Below are 15,098 nucleotides of genomic sequence, written 5' to 3'. Positions count from 1 at the left end.
CGGATTTAAAGTAATCGGCCCTGTTTACATCCTGGGGAAGATACCAGCCGGGCCATCAGCATCTATAAAAATGAGTTTTATTATTCGAACGGCAGAACGGTATACCTGGATCCGTCACCGGCCGCTGCTGCTCCGGAATCCCGTAAAATCCGAACTGGCTGCTGGTGACTTTGATCCGATCTGCTTGAAAGGCAAGGTTTGAGCATTCATTTGGATTGGGTTACGTATTTACTTACCTGCGTAGGACTAAATTGAGGTTGTTTTGAAGCTTTCTTCTTACAGCTTCAATAACCCACTTTTTCATTACTGCTTATTCGTGAACAGCACTCCATTACAGCGGGGTAATGTGAACAAGGTAAAAATTAAAACAGAACCCGGCTATCAAATTATTGAGTTATCTTGACAAGGGTCCAGTAATGAAGATGGTATCGTAAATAACGTTTTTGATATGATCCCGAGCCATGCGTTTGCAAGTGCCGTCACTCTCTAAACAGAAGTTTCAGCTTTTATTAAGCTCATAAAATCAGCGTTAGGACCTGCCTGTCTTATACAATGTTTCGCAATCACTATGTCATAAGTCTACCTTCCAGTATCACTACCTACGCTGTATCTTAATTCCTGAATGACCATTATCAGGCTATTACTGAACCGTTATTATTTACTGTAGTGTTTTTCAATTTCAGTGCCGATCAGGTTGACCGCTAATTGGTCGAAGACACCTTCTACAAGGCTCCAGGAATTATCACCGTTGTCAATGATAGAAACCTGGTTGTGATTTCTTAAAAATGAAAAAGTTTTATCAGTATGTTTAACTAAAATATCTTTCGCATTAGAATGGTTGTCAAACCTAACATTGATCATGGCTAAGCCGTTACGTTTCATCCATTAATAACCCATGCTGATGTGTTTAGTTCGGCGTATTAAGACCAATCATAAATTGCAATGATTTTAAGGACTTTACATCCTACCGGGTACTTTTGAAGATGCATCGCGAACACCACATCAACAGCTCGGAAATTATCAGAGACATTGTAATTGGTATGTCCGACGGATTGACTGTACCCTTTGCATTGGCAGCAGGGCTAAGCGGAGCCGTCAATGTTACCGGGATTGTTGTGACAGCCGGTCTGGCCGAAATAGTTGCAGGTTCTATCGCTATGGGCCTCGGCGGATTTTTAGCCGGCAAAACCGACGCTGACCATTATATTTCCGAATTGAAAAGAGAATATGATGAAGTGGAACGCATACCCGAACAGGAAAAAGAAGAGGTAAAACAGGTTTTTGCCGAATTTGGCTTATCAACTGATCTACAGCAGCAGATCGCGAATGAAATGTCGAAAGACAAAGATAAGTGGGTGGAGTTTATGATGCGCTACGAACTTGGTTTAGAACGACCAGATCCCAAACGGGCTGGAAAAAGCGCGTTAACCATTGGGGGGTCTTACATTGTCGGCGGTATTATACCGCTATCACCTTATATCTTTATCCATGACGCTACCGAAGCGTTAAGCGGCTCATGCATAATAACGGTGATCGCTTTATTTATTTTCGGTTATTTTAAAAGTAAACTAACCGGGCAGCCGCCAGTTAGCGGTGCTATTAAAGTGGTTGTGATCGGCGCTTTGGCTGCCGGAGCTGCCTTTTTATTGGCAAGAGCTATTAATAATCATTAAAGAACATACGGCCATATAAACGATTTTCCTTGATTAATAAATCCCATTACCGGTTTCGCGGCATATAAATAATTATACATGCGCCAATTACCGCTATTAAGGCACCGATCACATCCCATCGATCAGGCTTGAAGCCATCGATCTTCCAGGCCCAAATGAGCGCCATCAATATAAAAATGCCTCCATAGGCGGCATAGGCCCGGCCGAAGCTTACTGTTTGCCAGGTTGCGACAACGCCATACATGGCCAGGATAAAAGCGCCTGCCACGCCATACCAAATGGGCTTGCCCTCTTTTAGCCATTGCCAAACGAGATAACCGCCGCCGATCTCGAGCAGGCCGGCGAGTACAAATACAGAAACAGATTTAAGCACATTCATCATCGTTTAAAGGTAACAGTAATACAACTACAGTAATGCATGGTGCTTTTTTGCCACCGATTCAATCAATCGATAAGCCAGTAAACTCATAGCGCTCCCAACGCCTATACCGCCAAGCACATCGGACAAATAATGCGCACCTAAATAAATCCGGCTGAAGCCCACAAGTAGTGCCCAGATATAGAATAGGAAGACCGTTTTCTTGTACTGTGGCAACGTCAAAGCTAAAGCCATTGCCAGGAAAAAAGCATCGCTGGTGTGTCCGGATGGGTATGACCACCCGCCAGCCGGGCCTAATACATGAATGGTTGTCAGCATGCGGACAGGCCTTGGTTTTTGGATGATGAATTTCAGTGCGGTAGCTGTAGTGGCTGAGAATATAGCGGCTGCCACTATTGCCATACATTTATATTTCAGCTCTTTTTCTTTCGTGAACAGGGAAACGATCAGTGCGATAAAACTAGTTCCATAGGCGATAATACCGGCTGAATTAGTGACAGTTAGCCAAAATAAGTCTCTTGTCGGGTTACGAAGGTGATTTAAAAATAATACGATCGTTTTATCCTGGTTGTAAAATAGGGTGGCAAGTACAACCGATGAGCTGATGCAGAAAAGGCATAACAATCCGGCACTTTTGGGAGATATTTTTTTGGGGGAGATCATGATCAAAAGATCAGTACCAGTGTTCCGCAAATAATCAGGCCTGCACCCAAGGCCGCTTTTAGGGATACGGTTTCTTTAAGGAAGATAACCGAGAGGATAATGGTAAGCGCCACGCTCAATTTATCTACGGGAGCAACCTGAGAAACCTTCCCCATCTGCAATGCCTTGTAATAAAAAATCCATGACAGGCCAGTCGCTAATCCTGACAGACCTAAGAAAATCCACGTATTTTTCGATAGGTCACCGATGCCTTTAACTTCACCGCGTGCGAACGCTATTCCCCAGGCGACAACAAGTATGACTATCGTACGGATAGCAGTTGCAAGGTCCGAGTTAACATTCTTTACGCCGATCTTGGCAAAGATGGCCGTTAGGGAAGCAAAGAATGCTGATAATAAAGCGTATATCCACCACATTTTAATTGATCTTTTTATGTTTTCTTAACCATTTATTGGCCTTGTAGGTGATGTATGCTGAAGCCGATCCCAATAAAGCACCGCCCAGTACATCACTGGGGTAATGCACACCGAGATACATACGCGAATAGCCCACGGCTGCCGCATAACTGAAGGCAGGTACAATCACATACCATTTTGGAAAAGACAGGCTCAATGTTGTGGCCGTAGAAAAAGCGACTGTAGTATGCCCTGATGGCATGCTATAATCAGCAGGGAATTCCTTGGCAAATATCACGTCACTATGATCAACAAACGGCCGGTTACGATGAGTGATAGCCTTTAATGTAGTGCTCAATATTTCCGAGCCGGCCAGGGAACCCAGCGCCACGTAAGATTGCTCTTTCAGGTTTTTATCATGACCGATCTGTCCCGCTATAAAAAGGGTGACAGGAGTTGCAATTGCGATGGGGATAGCACTGTTGGTTACTGCGCGCCATCTGGCATCTGGACCTGGGTTTACCGGGCCATTAATGCTTTCCAGTAAACGCAGGTCCAGATTTTGCGCATGGACACCACTTACCAACACCAACAATAAAAAGACAAGCCATAACCTATTCAACAAAAGTATATTTATCATACTAGCTATATTTTAAATTTTATTGGTTTTAAGATGCTTACGGTAGCCAAGCCGGATCAGGGAAGGGAATACAAATAGCAGTAAAGGCAGCGCTGCAAAAAAACCACCAATAACCGCAACTGCTAACGGCTGCTGCATTTGCGCACCTAAGCCAATACCTAGTGCTAACGGCATCAATGCCAGAATGGCGCCGATAGCCGTCATTAACTTAGGGCGGATACGCAGGCTTATCGCATAATTTATGGAAGTGTCTACGTCGCCGCTGTCAGCCAGATTGAAACGGAATTGGTTAAGCGTAAAAATGGCGTTCTCGGCAATAATGCCGACGATCATGATAATGCCCGTATAGCTACTTACATTTAACGGGATATTGACCAGGTAAAGAGCCAAGATGCTGCCGCATATGCCAAGGACTGAGATCAGAATGACCAGACCTGCCAAAAACCAATCTCTGAATAGGAATAATAAAACCGCAAACACCAATACCACCGCAAGCCCAAGGATCAATAACAGTTCATTAAAAGATTGCTGCTGTTCGGAGTACGCACCGCCATAGCTTATAAAATAGCCTTTGGGCAAATTCAATCCGGCAGAGAGTTTTTGCTGTATCTCTGCAATGGCGCTGCCGAGGTGACGGCCGTCCAGCCGGGCAGTTAAAATGATGTTGGATTTAAGGTCTTCCCGGGTTTGCTGCACCTCACCCGGTAAAACATTTACCGTGCAGAAAAAAGACAAGGGCCGGGTTTGCCCATTGGGTAAAAAGATCAGCTGCTTTTTCAGGTGTTCAAGGTCATTGTCCTTAAAATTGGTAAAGCGCAGCAATATCTTCCGCATCTGCTGCCCATCCTGCAGATCGCCGATCTGTATACCCCCGGTCAGGGCAGCCTGCGAAGCCGATGGTTCGGCAATGGCAGCGTTCATGCCTAAAGGCACGCCCCCGGTATATGCCGATAATTGCATCTGGAAATCGGTCAGGGAAATTTTGAACAGGTCGAGTTTATCCTGATCAGGAACGAATTCCAGGGAAGGGCCGGCAGGAATCAATCCGTCATCAAGGTCGGCTACGCCGTTGATCTTTTGCAGTATGCCGGTCGCTTGTTTATCCAGTTCCTGAAGTTTGGCATAATCGTCACCGAATATCTTGATCTCGATCGGTGCAGGCGTACTCATCAGGTCGCCTAACAGATCGGAAATACGCTGGCCAAATGAAATATGCATCAGCGGCACATGGGCAGCTATTTGATCCCGAAGTTCGCTGATCACTTCGTCGGTGGTTTTATTACGATCTTTCTTTAACTGAATGGAATAGTCGCCAAAGTTAGGCTGGGTAGTTTTAAAGGCCATCTTGACACCTGTACGACGGGAATAGGTTTCCACTTCGGGCTGTGCCGTAACGATCTTTTCCATCTGCCGGCATAGCCGGTCTGTTTCCTCTAACGAAGTGCCTGCAGGTGAGAAGTAATCCAGTACAATGGTGCCTTCATCCAGGTTCGGCAAAAATCCGGTTTCCAGTTTAGCGGACGCGATGTAAGCAGACAGGCCCAGCAACGCAATAAACAACAGCGCAAACACTGGTTTTTTAAAAGTGCGTGTTAGCCAGGAAAGCTTATCGTTCGTGAAGTCATTATGTTTATGTTGGCTGCCTTTATGAGGCCGGTAACCTACAACCATGTGCAAAACCGGCAAAAGAAGCCAGGTAACCAGGAACGAGCAGACCAAAGTGATCTGCATGGTATCGGATAGTTCTTTAAAAAAGCTGCCAGCCAGCCCGCTCATCAGCCTGAACGGAAAGAAGATGACGATAGTTGCGAGTGAGGAGCCGATCATCGCAGGGAACAAGGCCCTGATCGCATCTATCACCACATCAAAAATATTTTTATCCGCATATTCTTCATGTTCGCGGTGTATCTGTTCAATGATGACGATGGCATCATCAATGATCAGCCCCACCGAGGCAGCGATAGCCCCAAGAGACATAACGTTAATCGTTATTCCGGCCAGGTAAAGTACCGTGATGGTAAAGCCCAGCGTAACAGGTATAGACAGCATCACCGCCAAACTTGACCTCCATGATCTTAAAAAGAAGATCATGACGATGACGGCAAGGATCAATCCCTCGTAGATCGTTTTGATCACGCTGTGAATACTATCGCCAACAAAAGCGCTTTGGTCGTAATAGGGCGTAAGTTCATAATCGTCGGGTAAAGCTTTGCGTACTTCGTCGGCTTTTGCAGCCGCATCTTTTGCAAAATCGATGAGGTTAACTCCGGGCTGCTTAACCAGGTCTATCTGGATAGCATTCTTTCCGTTAGCGTTGACAATGACAAATTCCTGCTGCTCCTGCACGTCTACAGTGGCAAAATCACGAAGTTTGATTAGTCTTGCGCCATCGTTGCGAATGGTCAGATTAGAAAGGCCGTCTACGTCCATTACACGGGTATCCGTGAGGGTTAGGTACATCCGGTTAAAATCAGCCAGGTTACCATTGGAAAGGACGTAATTATTGTTGGCAAATGCTGTTTTAACTTCAGATGGTGTGACACCCAATGCAGACATTTTAACGGCATCGGGTATGATGACGAACTCTTTGGAACGGCCGCCTCTTGTCACCACATTAGCAATGCCTTTAATCCTGGAAAATATGGGCCGCAAGGTTAGGTAGGCCTGGTCTTTCAAAGCCACCTGCCCATGGGTTTTGCTGGACAGCGTATAGCCATATACCGGGAAAAGCGATTGGTTCATCGCTTCGATGGACATATTTATACCGGGTGGTAAAAAGTTTTTGATCTCATTAACCCGGCTTTCGATCTGTGTTTTTTGCGCATAGGTATCCAGGCCCCAGTCAAAATACACATCTATGGTTACGCTGCCCCGGCTGGTACTGCTTTTTACGATAGTTACACCCCGGACTTTTTTGACAGCGCTTTCTAACGGCTTGGTCACCGTCAGCATCATACGGTCAATGGGCAACTGGCCAGCCTCGGCAATAACGGCCACACGCGGGAACAGCACCTCGGGAAAGAGGTTGGTCTGCATATGCGTATAGAAATAGACGCCCGCAGCCAACAATAGGGCACCCACAAATAAGATCGGGCGGGAAAACTGCCGGAAATAGTTTTTCTTTTCTGTCATGTCCGGTTATTGAGTAACAGTTACGAGGGCGGTGTCGGCTAAACCATAATTACCCGTAATCAGGATCTTATCGCCTTTTTGAAATGTGGGGGAAAGTATCTCAATAGACGTATTGTTCTTGTTGCCGGTTTTTACCGGGACCTTTACAGCCGTGCTGTCATTAACCAGTTTCATTACCCAAAAATCTTTCAGCAGTTCGTCGCTCACTACACAAGTTTTGGGAAGCACTTGCTGGTTCCCCGGTTCAGAGCGATCAAAGGCGACCTTGGCCAGCAAGTTTTCGGGCAGGAAAAGATCCTGATCGGGCCGGGCCAGCAACACCTGTGTTTGTTCGGTCACGTTCATGGTAGCCAGCGGCGTGGTAATGGTAGCTTTATACACCGTCTTATCGGGAAGGGTGATCAGACATTTCTTTCCCGGTTTGACCAGATCGGCATATTCATAAGGGACGTTGACCTGGAAAGCCAGATCGTTACTGGCGGCGATCGTACAAAGTTGGGTACCCTCCAGCACGTACTCCCCGGTTTGCTGCTTATCAAAAGTGGTGATGATCCCCGAGGCCGGCGCTGTAAGGGTGATCAGTCCAAAGCTTTTTAGTGAAGGGTCTACCTTGGTGATATCGTTACCCAATGCTTTGCGCTCCTTGGATTCCAGTAAATAAAGCGGCTGCCCTTTCCGCACGTGATCACCTAATTTAACGTAGACATTTGTAATAAATGCGGCGATGGAAGAGGTTACCAGATTCCTTTTAAGGTAAACCGAAGTGCCGGAAAGCACCAGGTCATCACAAATGGTACCGATCCCGATCTGGGTTATCTGTACGGCGGTTCTCGGCCTGACATGGTTAGCCGGAGCGTTATCATTGCTGTGGCAGGCGCCCAGTGCCAGTAAAAGGCATAAAAGAACGATATAGTTTTTCATAAGCATTACCAATTCCAGTAGTTATAGGCGTTGATCAATAAGTTTCGGTTAGTTTCCAGCTGCAGCAAATCGCGTTGGGCTATAGTGCGGTTCTTCAGCACATTAATAAAATCGATCACTGAAAGCTGGGCCTGGATGACCTGTGTACGGTAGCTGGTAAGCAAGGATTCATATTCAGCGAGCTGTTTTTGCTGGTTTTTTACCCTGCCATCATAAGACATGAGTTCATCCAGCGCTTGTTTTTTTCGAAGATCATTTTGCAGTTGCGCGTTACTTTTATTAAAAGCGACGGATTGCAGTTGCAGCGTCGTTTTACGACGGGTGATCTCTTTCTGATGTCCATCCAGGATGCTCCATGTCAGGCTTAAACCTGCGCCCAGCCCGAAGCGATCATAAAGATTATTGAAGTGTGTGGCATTAAGCCCCGTATTGCCGAAAACACTTATTTGCAGCCGGTATTTGGTTTCAAAAGCATTTTGAGTGGCAACCAGACCAAGGCTGTCCAACCTGAATCTTTCCAGGTAGGCGGATCGGTCAACCGGCGTTTTTAACTTTAGTTCCAACGGGGCCAATTCCACCTCGGCTGTATCACGGCTGCCGCTCATGATCCTTAGCTCCAGCAGGTCTTTGTGATAAGCTGCCTGATAGGCCAGTAAAATATTCTGGTTGTTTTCATATTCGATATTTAATAAGATCAGGTCGGAGTTTTTGAGCAAACTGGCATTCACAAGTTTTTTGACGATCAAGCGCTGCTGGTCGATGATCTTCATATTGGCCATGGAGTTACCCACCTGCTTTTTGTCGAGCAGGCAGAGCATATACTGGTCGGTGATGGCCTTTTCCAGATCATGACGGGTTAACTGTACGGTGTTTTGATAGATCTGTACGTTAACCAGCGACTGCGCTGCCAAAATACCGGCCCGCCGGCCGGCAAATAAGGGTTGATTCGTCACCAGTAATCCTTGCAAGCTTCCGCCATTGGTGGTACCAAGGTCGTATCCGTAATAATTGACAGCGCCGCCGGCGTTAAGATCAAAGCCCTTATGTCCGGCATCGGTAATATATACCGGGGCGAAGAGATAATTGGCATTAAGGCTTAACTGTAATTTGGTGGTTAATGCGCGTATCCGTTCCGCCTCTGCCTGATTGACCACCTGTTGGTTCCTGGCCTCATTAAGCAACGGGCTATTGGTATAACTCAGCTCAAGGAAATCATCCAACTTCGACTGCGCCTTCAGTGATCCTGAGAATAGGTACATCAGTATGAAAAAGATCAATAGATATCTCATGGTCATTAATTCGTCTGGTAGACCTGAATAGAAGCAGGCAGTTTGGTTGTCTGTGGCTCCGCGAGCACATAGCGATTGATCTGGGGGATGAACAAAGACGTGCCGGCACCAACCCGCGTTGTTACCTGGCCAACACTGGCCCAATGTTGTTTGTCAATGCCGATGATGTCTATAAATCCTTCGCCACAAGACGCATACAGCCGTTGACGCTTTGGGTCAAGGTAAATGCCATCCACATCTTTATGTATGGGTATTGCGCCTACCTGCTTTCCGCTTGAAACATTGTATACAACCAAACGACCACTAGCGCATCCTATGTAGAGCAGTTGGTGTTCGCGGTCAAGCGCCATAGGTACATTGTCATTTGATGGAGATACCTGCCAGTTGGCTATTATTTTGGACGTTTGTCGGTCGATCACCTGTACCAGCCCTTTGCCCGGAACATTAACATAGATGCGCTGGGCGGCTAATTCAAACTGTTTGGGGTAGCCTGCCAGCAGAATTCGGCCAATGATCTTCTGCTGCCGCAGGTCGATAATTCCAATAGCGCCGAAAGTATCACCAACGCCTACAAAAAGCTGATGGGTTTGGGCATCGAATCGTAGATTATTGCATTTTTCCCGGAAAGTATAAGTGTTAACGGTTTGAAAAGTATGGGTATTAAGGGCAGTAACCTTACCGTCTTTACCTGTCGCCACATAAAGCAAGGCTGTTTCGGGATCGTAACAGCACCACTTAGGCTCATTAAAGCCAGGCAGACTTCTGATCAATCTGCCCTTTTGCAGATCGATCACTTCTACCGAATGATTGTCCTGAGCCGAAAGGAAAAGGCGATGATGACCATTATCATAGGCCATGAGGTCAAAACTTCCTTTAACCGCCGGAAGGGGTACGGTATTGATTAATTTGAGTTTTTCTTGTGCATTTGCTACACTTACTAATAATAAAAATGATACCAGTAAACTATATATTTTCATGATGTCGCTTCAACCATGTCAAATGTGGCCGGACATTCTGAAAAGTTTCTGAAATGCTAAAAACGGATGGAGAATTGATGTATATGTTCTTTAAACTGATAATTTAACTTCAGCTGGTAAAGCTGGCTGATCTCGAACGCAATGGCCAGACCCAGACCAACACCATGGCGATTTGTGCTCTTTTTACCGAACCGGGAAAATAGCTTGTTATCATCAAAGGGCAGCGGTGTTCCTGAGTTTTCGATCAAAAAACCGTCGTCTGTGATGGAAATATAAATGTGCCCGTTTGCAGGTGTATGATGAACGGCATTGGTAATGAGGTTTGAGAGTAATATTTCTACTAAGACCGGATGCCCATGAAGCATTTTGTCTCCATGGTGTTCGACATTGAGGCTGACCGGTTTATCGTCGATCAATGCCTCAAGGTGTTTAAGTATTTTTGTAACGGTCGCTTTTACACTTACTTCCACCAGATCGGGGAATTGCTGATTTTCTATCTTGGATAACAAGAGCAAACTCTGGTTTAAATGAGTCAGACGCTCTATTACTTCGTACGATGATTGCAGGTGATGCGCCTGTTCCGCGGTCAGGCCTTTGGATTGTATCAGCAAGTCAAGTTTGGACTGTAGAATGGCTACAGGTGTTTGCATCTCGTGAGAGGCATTCTCGATAAAATTTTTCTGATCCTGATAGGCCTTTTTATTTTTACTGACCAGTTCGTTGACGACCCTGTTCAATTGGTCAAACTCCACGATCCCGGAGACCGGGTTTATCAATGGTTGCTCTTTGTCAACCTGATAATTTTGAAGCCATTCAATGATGCGGTCAAATGGTTGCCATATCTTTTTAGAAATACTCCGACTGATCAACAGCCAGCCGATGAACATGATGATCAATAAAACTCCTTGTACTTCAGCAATGCCAACAATAAGGTCCTGGCTTTCGACCAATGACCGGCGAATGGTCGCATGATATAATTTATGATTCACCTGCAGCGAAGTAGCCAGTTCACGGTAAGGCTCCATTTCATGCGCCAAGGTGTCCATATACAGTTTGGGATAAATGGAATCGCGGAGTGGTGGGGCAGATAGACTGATCTTAACATCGTTATCCATAGCCAGCCATAGCGCAATGTCCCGCTCGCGGTGTAACTTCTTAGTCCTGATGGTCAATTCCTTTTTTCGTAACCTTAATGCATCATCTACATCCTGATAATACAACTGCTCGATCACAAAATAAAAAAGGGGTATGCTCACCAGCAGGACAACAATAGCATACCCCAGCAGTATCCTCGAGGTTTTAGCTAATAGCTTCATCACAGTCAAGTTTATAGCCTACGCCATAAATGGTTTTAATGTAGTCGCGGCACCCGGCATCCGCCAATTTCCTTTTTAAGTTCTTCATATGGGCATATACCACATCGTAACCACGATAATAGCCACTTTCATTTTGAGACAGATGTTGTGAGATCGCGGACTTTGAGATAACACGCCTTCTGTTGGTGATCAGGAACAACAGCAGGTCTAGTTCTTTCTTGTTTAATACAATTGCTTTATCATGCACAAATACCAATTTGTCTTCAACTTGTACGCGCAGTTCGTTGTGCTCAAAAACTTCGGCACCATTAAAATTTCGGCGGCGAATGATTGCATTTAATCTTGCTATAAGTTCGGAAAGGTGAAATGGTTTAGCTAGATAATCATCCGCCCCCAAATTAAGCCCAATAATCTTATCACTTAAAGCCCCATTGGCAGATATTACTATTATCCCTTCATTTTTCTTCATTCTTTTAACCAGCCTGATCAAGTCCAGCCCATTTCCGCCGGGTAATCCGATATCCACGATTACGCAATCGTAATTAAAATCGATGATCTTGTTTTCAGCCTGCATGAAATCTTCGGCTGTGTCACACTGGTATTTTTCATTAAGCAAATAAGAAACAATACTTGCCGATAATTCAGGTTCGTCTTCCACAATTAGTACTTTCATAACATCATCCAGTATAGCTTTATTGATTTAAATAGTTGTTTTCCTCCCGTGGTATTCCATCAGGGCAGAAATTTGTAATCGTATTCGCAATATTTGCTAATTTTTGTTATCCGCCTATTCGGTAGGTCCCTCTATCTGCTTTGCTTCAGATATTGAAAGCCCATAGCTAACTCAATTGCTTTTAGTTACAGAAAAATCTGAGTGTTAAACACCCTTTATCCCTAAACTTTCGGCAACTCGCACAAATATGGCGTGGTCGTCAATATATAATACCTCTTCGGCATCAATCTGGGCAATGTCTAACGCCATTTGAAAAATATCTGAACTGGGTTTCCGCAAATGAACAAAACTGGACGAAATAAAAAAATCCATAAACGGGTTCATCTTAAATTCCTTAATGCAATGATTTGTAAGTTCTCTTCCTTCGTTACTTACTGCCACGACTTTAAAATTATACTGTTTTTTAGCTGGCTTAACAGCATTATCATTTCAGTAAAGGGCTTGGACTGATCAAACATAAATTGTTCAAAATCATCTTCGCTGAAATCGGGGTCTTTGTAAAAAACAGTTCGGTTGAGATCACTATCAAGTGTGCTTTATCCGACTTCACCGTCAGGGCGAGTACCACGTAAAAACGCTTCCGGAAATCAGCGATCATTGCGGTGTGATCATAACCGCCGTGACCCATGTGCTGATGATCCATACCATCATGGTGATCGTGTGCGTTCGCTTCTATATCGTGATGGTGATGCTGGTGTTCCATTGTACTTAGTTTATAAGTTTAATATTTTCTTTCTTCTAAACACTTAATAGGTCAGCGTTAATCCTGCGCCCAGTCCCATATCACTATCGTAGTGACTGGACAGGGAGAAATTCTTATTAACGATATAGCGAAGTCCCGCGCTGTATTCCTTGTCCGTATTGCCTACTATGGAGAACCTCAGTCGGCTCGTTAAAGCAATATCATCGCGACCTAACTGAAACCGCAATTTCCCATTGCCATCAATCCGCGCGTCGGCAACAAACAGCATGGGCAATGTATAAGCTAAACCCGCCACTACGGTATGGCGGTTATTCTTATTGCTGATTTGCCCGAACAGATTTTTTTCCTGCTCGTCCGTCTTTTTATAGTGGTAATCAAAGCCGGCATAAGCATAGAGCCACTGCATCCGGCCAAAGTAACGCCCGAACATCGTTTCGCTTTCATAACCTTTCGTATCCTTGATGCCCAGGTGCCACATCGTAGAAAACTTCCAGCGGGTATTGGCTAACGCCGCGTTGCCGTCACTACCGTTGGTTTCGAGGCCTAATTTTGCAGATGCGTAGAACTTACGGTCGTCCGCAGCTACCTTTTTAAACCCAGCCGCGGGATCGGGAACTTCCGGGTTAGCCGGGGAATTTTCGTAGCTGAATATGCGTCCCATACCGCTCATCATGTGGTAAAGAATATGGCAATGGAAAAACCAGTCCCCGCTTTCTGTTGCCCGAAACTCGATCGTATCGCGTTCCATCGGCATAATGTCCAGCGTGTTTTTTAAAGGCGAGTACTCACCCTGTCCGTTCAGCACCCGAAAGAAGTGCCCGTGCAGGTGCATCGGGTGACGCATCATCGTGTTATTGTAAAGAATGATACGGACGTTCTCGCCTTGTTTGATCAGTATTTTATCTGTTTCAGAGACTGTTTTGTTGTTGATTGACCACACATAGCGGTTCATATTTCCGGTCAGTTCAAAATTGAGGAGTTTAGTTGGACCAGCAGGCAGCGTTGTCGGGTGAACCGCTTTGAGCATGCCGTAGTTCAGCGTGACAGGCGGTTCTCCTTCGTCCAGCTCCTGATACATGACGGTGTTCATGTCCATGACCTGATTCGTCATTTTCATACCAGCCATTTCTTTCATATTACCATGCATGTCCATCATATCATTCATCATTTTCATGCCGTCGAAATAGGTCAGCTTCGGTAGCTTCTTTGCAGGATGCCTTGTGCCTTCACCTAACCAAAGTGATGTAAATTTTGTCCGGTCTTCAGGCGTGGCGAGGAATTCGTAACTACCGTCAGCGGGAATAGTAACCATCACGTCGTAAGTTTCCGCCACCCCAACGATCATACGGTCGGCCTCCACCGGCTGCACATCTTCACCATCATTGGCCACAACTTTGATTTTGCCGCCAGCCCAAGCCAGCCAGAAATAGGTAGAGGAACTGCCGTTGACAACGCGCAGCCTGACCTGGTCGCCCGCCCTGAACTGCGGTGCTGCATTTTCTGCTTTACCATTGCTGAAGAAGCGGTCATAGTAAACGTCACTGACGTCCATAGCCGTCATTCTTTTCCATTCGTTGGTCAGCTTTGTTTTCAAATGACCGGTTTGAATGGCCTGCAAATAATTCTGGGTACTGCCTTTTCGGATGGCATACCAGTCGGAGGCGTTATGCAGCCGCCGTTGCACCTGCTCGGGGTTTTCGTCAGTCCAGTCGCTTAGCAGCAAGGTATATTCCTTCACAGGGGCAGTTTGGCGCTCATGGATGATAAAGGCGCCATACAAGCCGCTTTGTTCCTGCGTCATCGTATGGGAATGATACCAATAGGTGCCATGCTGTACCAGCGGAAATTTGAACAAGTGCGTTTGTCCTGCTGCTATAGGCGATGTGGTTAAATAGGAAACACCGTCATACCGGTTTGGAAGGATCAGCCCGTGCCAGTGGATGGACGTTTCCATCATCATTTCGTTATGAACATATATCTCTGCGGTGTCGCCCTCCGTAAATTCCAGTGTTGGCGCCGGAATGCTGCCGTTGATGGCCATCCCTGCCGCCTGCTTACCCGTGTAATTTACCGCGGTATCATTGATGTACAGGTGATAAATCTCCCGCTTGCCGATCTTGGTGTAAAGCGGCAAATGCTTGTTCTGTTTATTAGTACCCATAGCTATCATGTGATGTTGGGCAAATGCGGCAGAGAACAGCAAAAAAGGACCAAAAAATAAAATTAACTTCTTCATGGTACAGTAAAGGGCCGAAGCTCAGTCCTCCGGCCCAGGTA

14 protein-coding genes and 1 pseudogene are annotated in these 15,098 nt (G+C 45.7%); 1 reads left to right on the top strand and 14 read right to left on the bottom strand.

The window, feature by feature from the left end:
• Positions 1–654: 654 nt before the first annotated feature.
• Positions 655–882, bottom strand: coding sequence for a hypothetical protein (locus tag HH214_RS09060; RefSeq protein ID WP_169607059.1), 228 nt, complete (start codon positions 880–882; stop codon positions 655–657).
• Between the two features lie 101 nt (positions 883–983).
• Between HH214_RS09060 and HH214_RS09055 the strand changes: the two genes are divergently transcribed.
• The gene (locus HH214_RS09055; protein WP_211166334.1) at positions 984–1,673 is read left to right on the top strand and encodes a VIT1/CCC1 transporter family protein; all 690 of its coding nucleotides are present in this window, start codon (positions 984–986) and stop codon (positions 1,671–1,673) included.
• Positions 1,674–1,719: 46 nt separating this feature from the next.
• On the opposite strand, the gene HH214_RS09050 is transcribed toward HH214_RS09055, so the two are convergent.
• The 13 genes and pseudogenes from HH214_RS09050 to HH214_RS08990 all read right to left on the bottom strand — a co-directional run bounded on the left by HH214_RS09050 (position 1,720) and on the right by HH214_RS08990 (position 15,057).
• Entirely contained in the window at positions 1,720–2,055 is a 336-nt protein-coding gene (locus HH214_RS09050) for a YnfA family protein (RefSeq protein WP_169607055.1), read from the bottom strand.
• Between the two features lie 24 nt (positions 2,056–2,079).
• Positions 2,080–2,715 (bottom strand): phosphatase PAP2 family protein, encoded by a 636-nt coding sequence (locus tag HH214_RS09045; RefSeq protein WP_169607053.1) that lies wholly within the window; start codon positions 2,713–2,715, stop codon positions 2,080–2,082.
• A 2-nt stretch (positions 2,716–2,717) separates the two neighbouring features.
• Positions 2,718–3,131 (bottom strand): EamA family transporter, encoded by a 414-nt coding sequence (locus tag HH214_RS09040; protein WP_169607051.1) that lies wholly within the window; start codon positions 3,129–3,131, stop codon positions 2,718–2,720.
• Between the two features lies 1 nt (position 3,132).
• Complete coding sequence (locus HH214_RS09035) at positions 3,133–3,750, bottom strand: phosphatase PAP2 family protein (protein WP_169607049.1); 618 nt, start codon at positions 3,748–3,750, stop codon at positions 3,133–3,135.
• Between the two features lie 12 nt (positions 3,751–3,762).
• Positions 3,763–6,882, bottom strand: coding sequence for an efflux RND transporter permease subunit (locus tag HH214_RS09030; RefSeq protein WP_169607048.1), 3,120 nt, complete (start codon positions 6,880–6,882; stop codon positions 3,763–3,765).
• Positions 6,883–6,888: 6 nt separating this feature from the next.
• The gene (locus HH214_RS09025) at positions 6,889–7,803 is read right to left on the bottom strand and encodes an efflux RND transporter periplasmic adaptor subunit (protein ID WP_169607046.1); all 915 of its coding nucleotides are present in this window, start codon (positions 7,801–7,803) and stop codon (positions 6,889–6,891) included.
• A 5-nt stretch (positions 7,804–7,808) separates the two neighbouring features.
• Positions 7,809–9,092, bottom strand: a complete 1,284-nt coding sequence (locus HH214_RS09020; protein WP_169607044.1) for a TolC family protein — start codon at positions 9,090–9,092, stop codon at positions 7,809–7,811.
• Between the two features lie 5 nt (positions 9,093–9,097).
• Positions 9,098–10,069 (bottom strand): YncE family protein, encoded by a 972-nt coding sequence (locus HH214_RS09015; RefSeq protein ID WP_169607042.1) that lies wholly within the window; start codon positions 10,067–10,069, stop codon positions 9,098–9,100.
• 56 nt (positions 10,070–10,125) lie between these two features.
• A complete protein-coding gene (locus HH214_RS09010) occupies positions 10,126–11,385 on the bottom strand; it encodes a sensor histidine kinase (protein ID WP_169607040.1) in 1,260 nt (419 codons plus the stop codon).
• Positions 11,369–12,058: a response regulator transcription factor gene (locus tag HH214_RS09005; protein ID WP_169607038.1), complete on the bottom strand. Its 690-nt coding sequence runs from the start codon at positions 12,056–12,058 to the stop codon at positions 11,369–11,371. The genes HH214_RS09010 and HH214_RS09005 overlap by 17 nt, the downstream gene beginning before the upstream one ends.
• Before the next feature lie 204 nt (positions 12,059–12,262).
• Positions 12,263–12,514, bottom strand: a pseudogene (locus HH214_RS09000) (HAD family hydrolase); the annotation flags it as partial.
• 28 nt (positions 12,515–12,542) lie between these two features.
• Positions 12,543–12,821: a hypothetical protein gene (locus HH214_RS08995; RefSeq protein WP_169605379.1), complete on the bottom strand. Its 279-nt coding sequence runs from the start codon at positions 12,819–12,821 to the stop codon at positions 12,543–12,545.
• A 43-nt stretch (positions 12,822–12,864) separates the two neighbouring features.
• Positions 12,865–15,057, bottom strand: a complete 2,193-nt coding sequence (locus tag HH214_RS08990) for a multicopper oxidase domain-containing protein (protein WP_169607035.1) — start codon at positions 15,055–15,057, stop codon at positions 12,865–12,867.
• Positions 15,058–15,098: the final 41 nt, after the last annotated feature.

Origin of the sequence: Mucilaginibacter robiniae (assembly GCF_012849215.1) — a bacterium.
Classification (GTDB): Bacteria; Bacteroidota; Bacteroidia; order Sphingobacteriales; family Sphingobacteriaceae; genus Mucilaginibacter; species Mucilaginibacter robiniae.
This window is presented reverse-complemented; position numbering and strand designations above follow the sequence as displayed.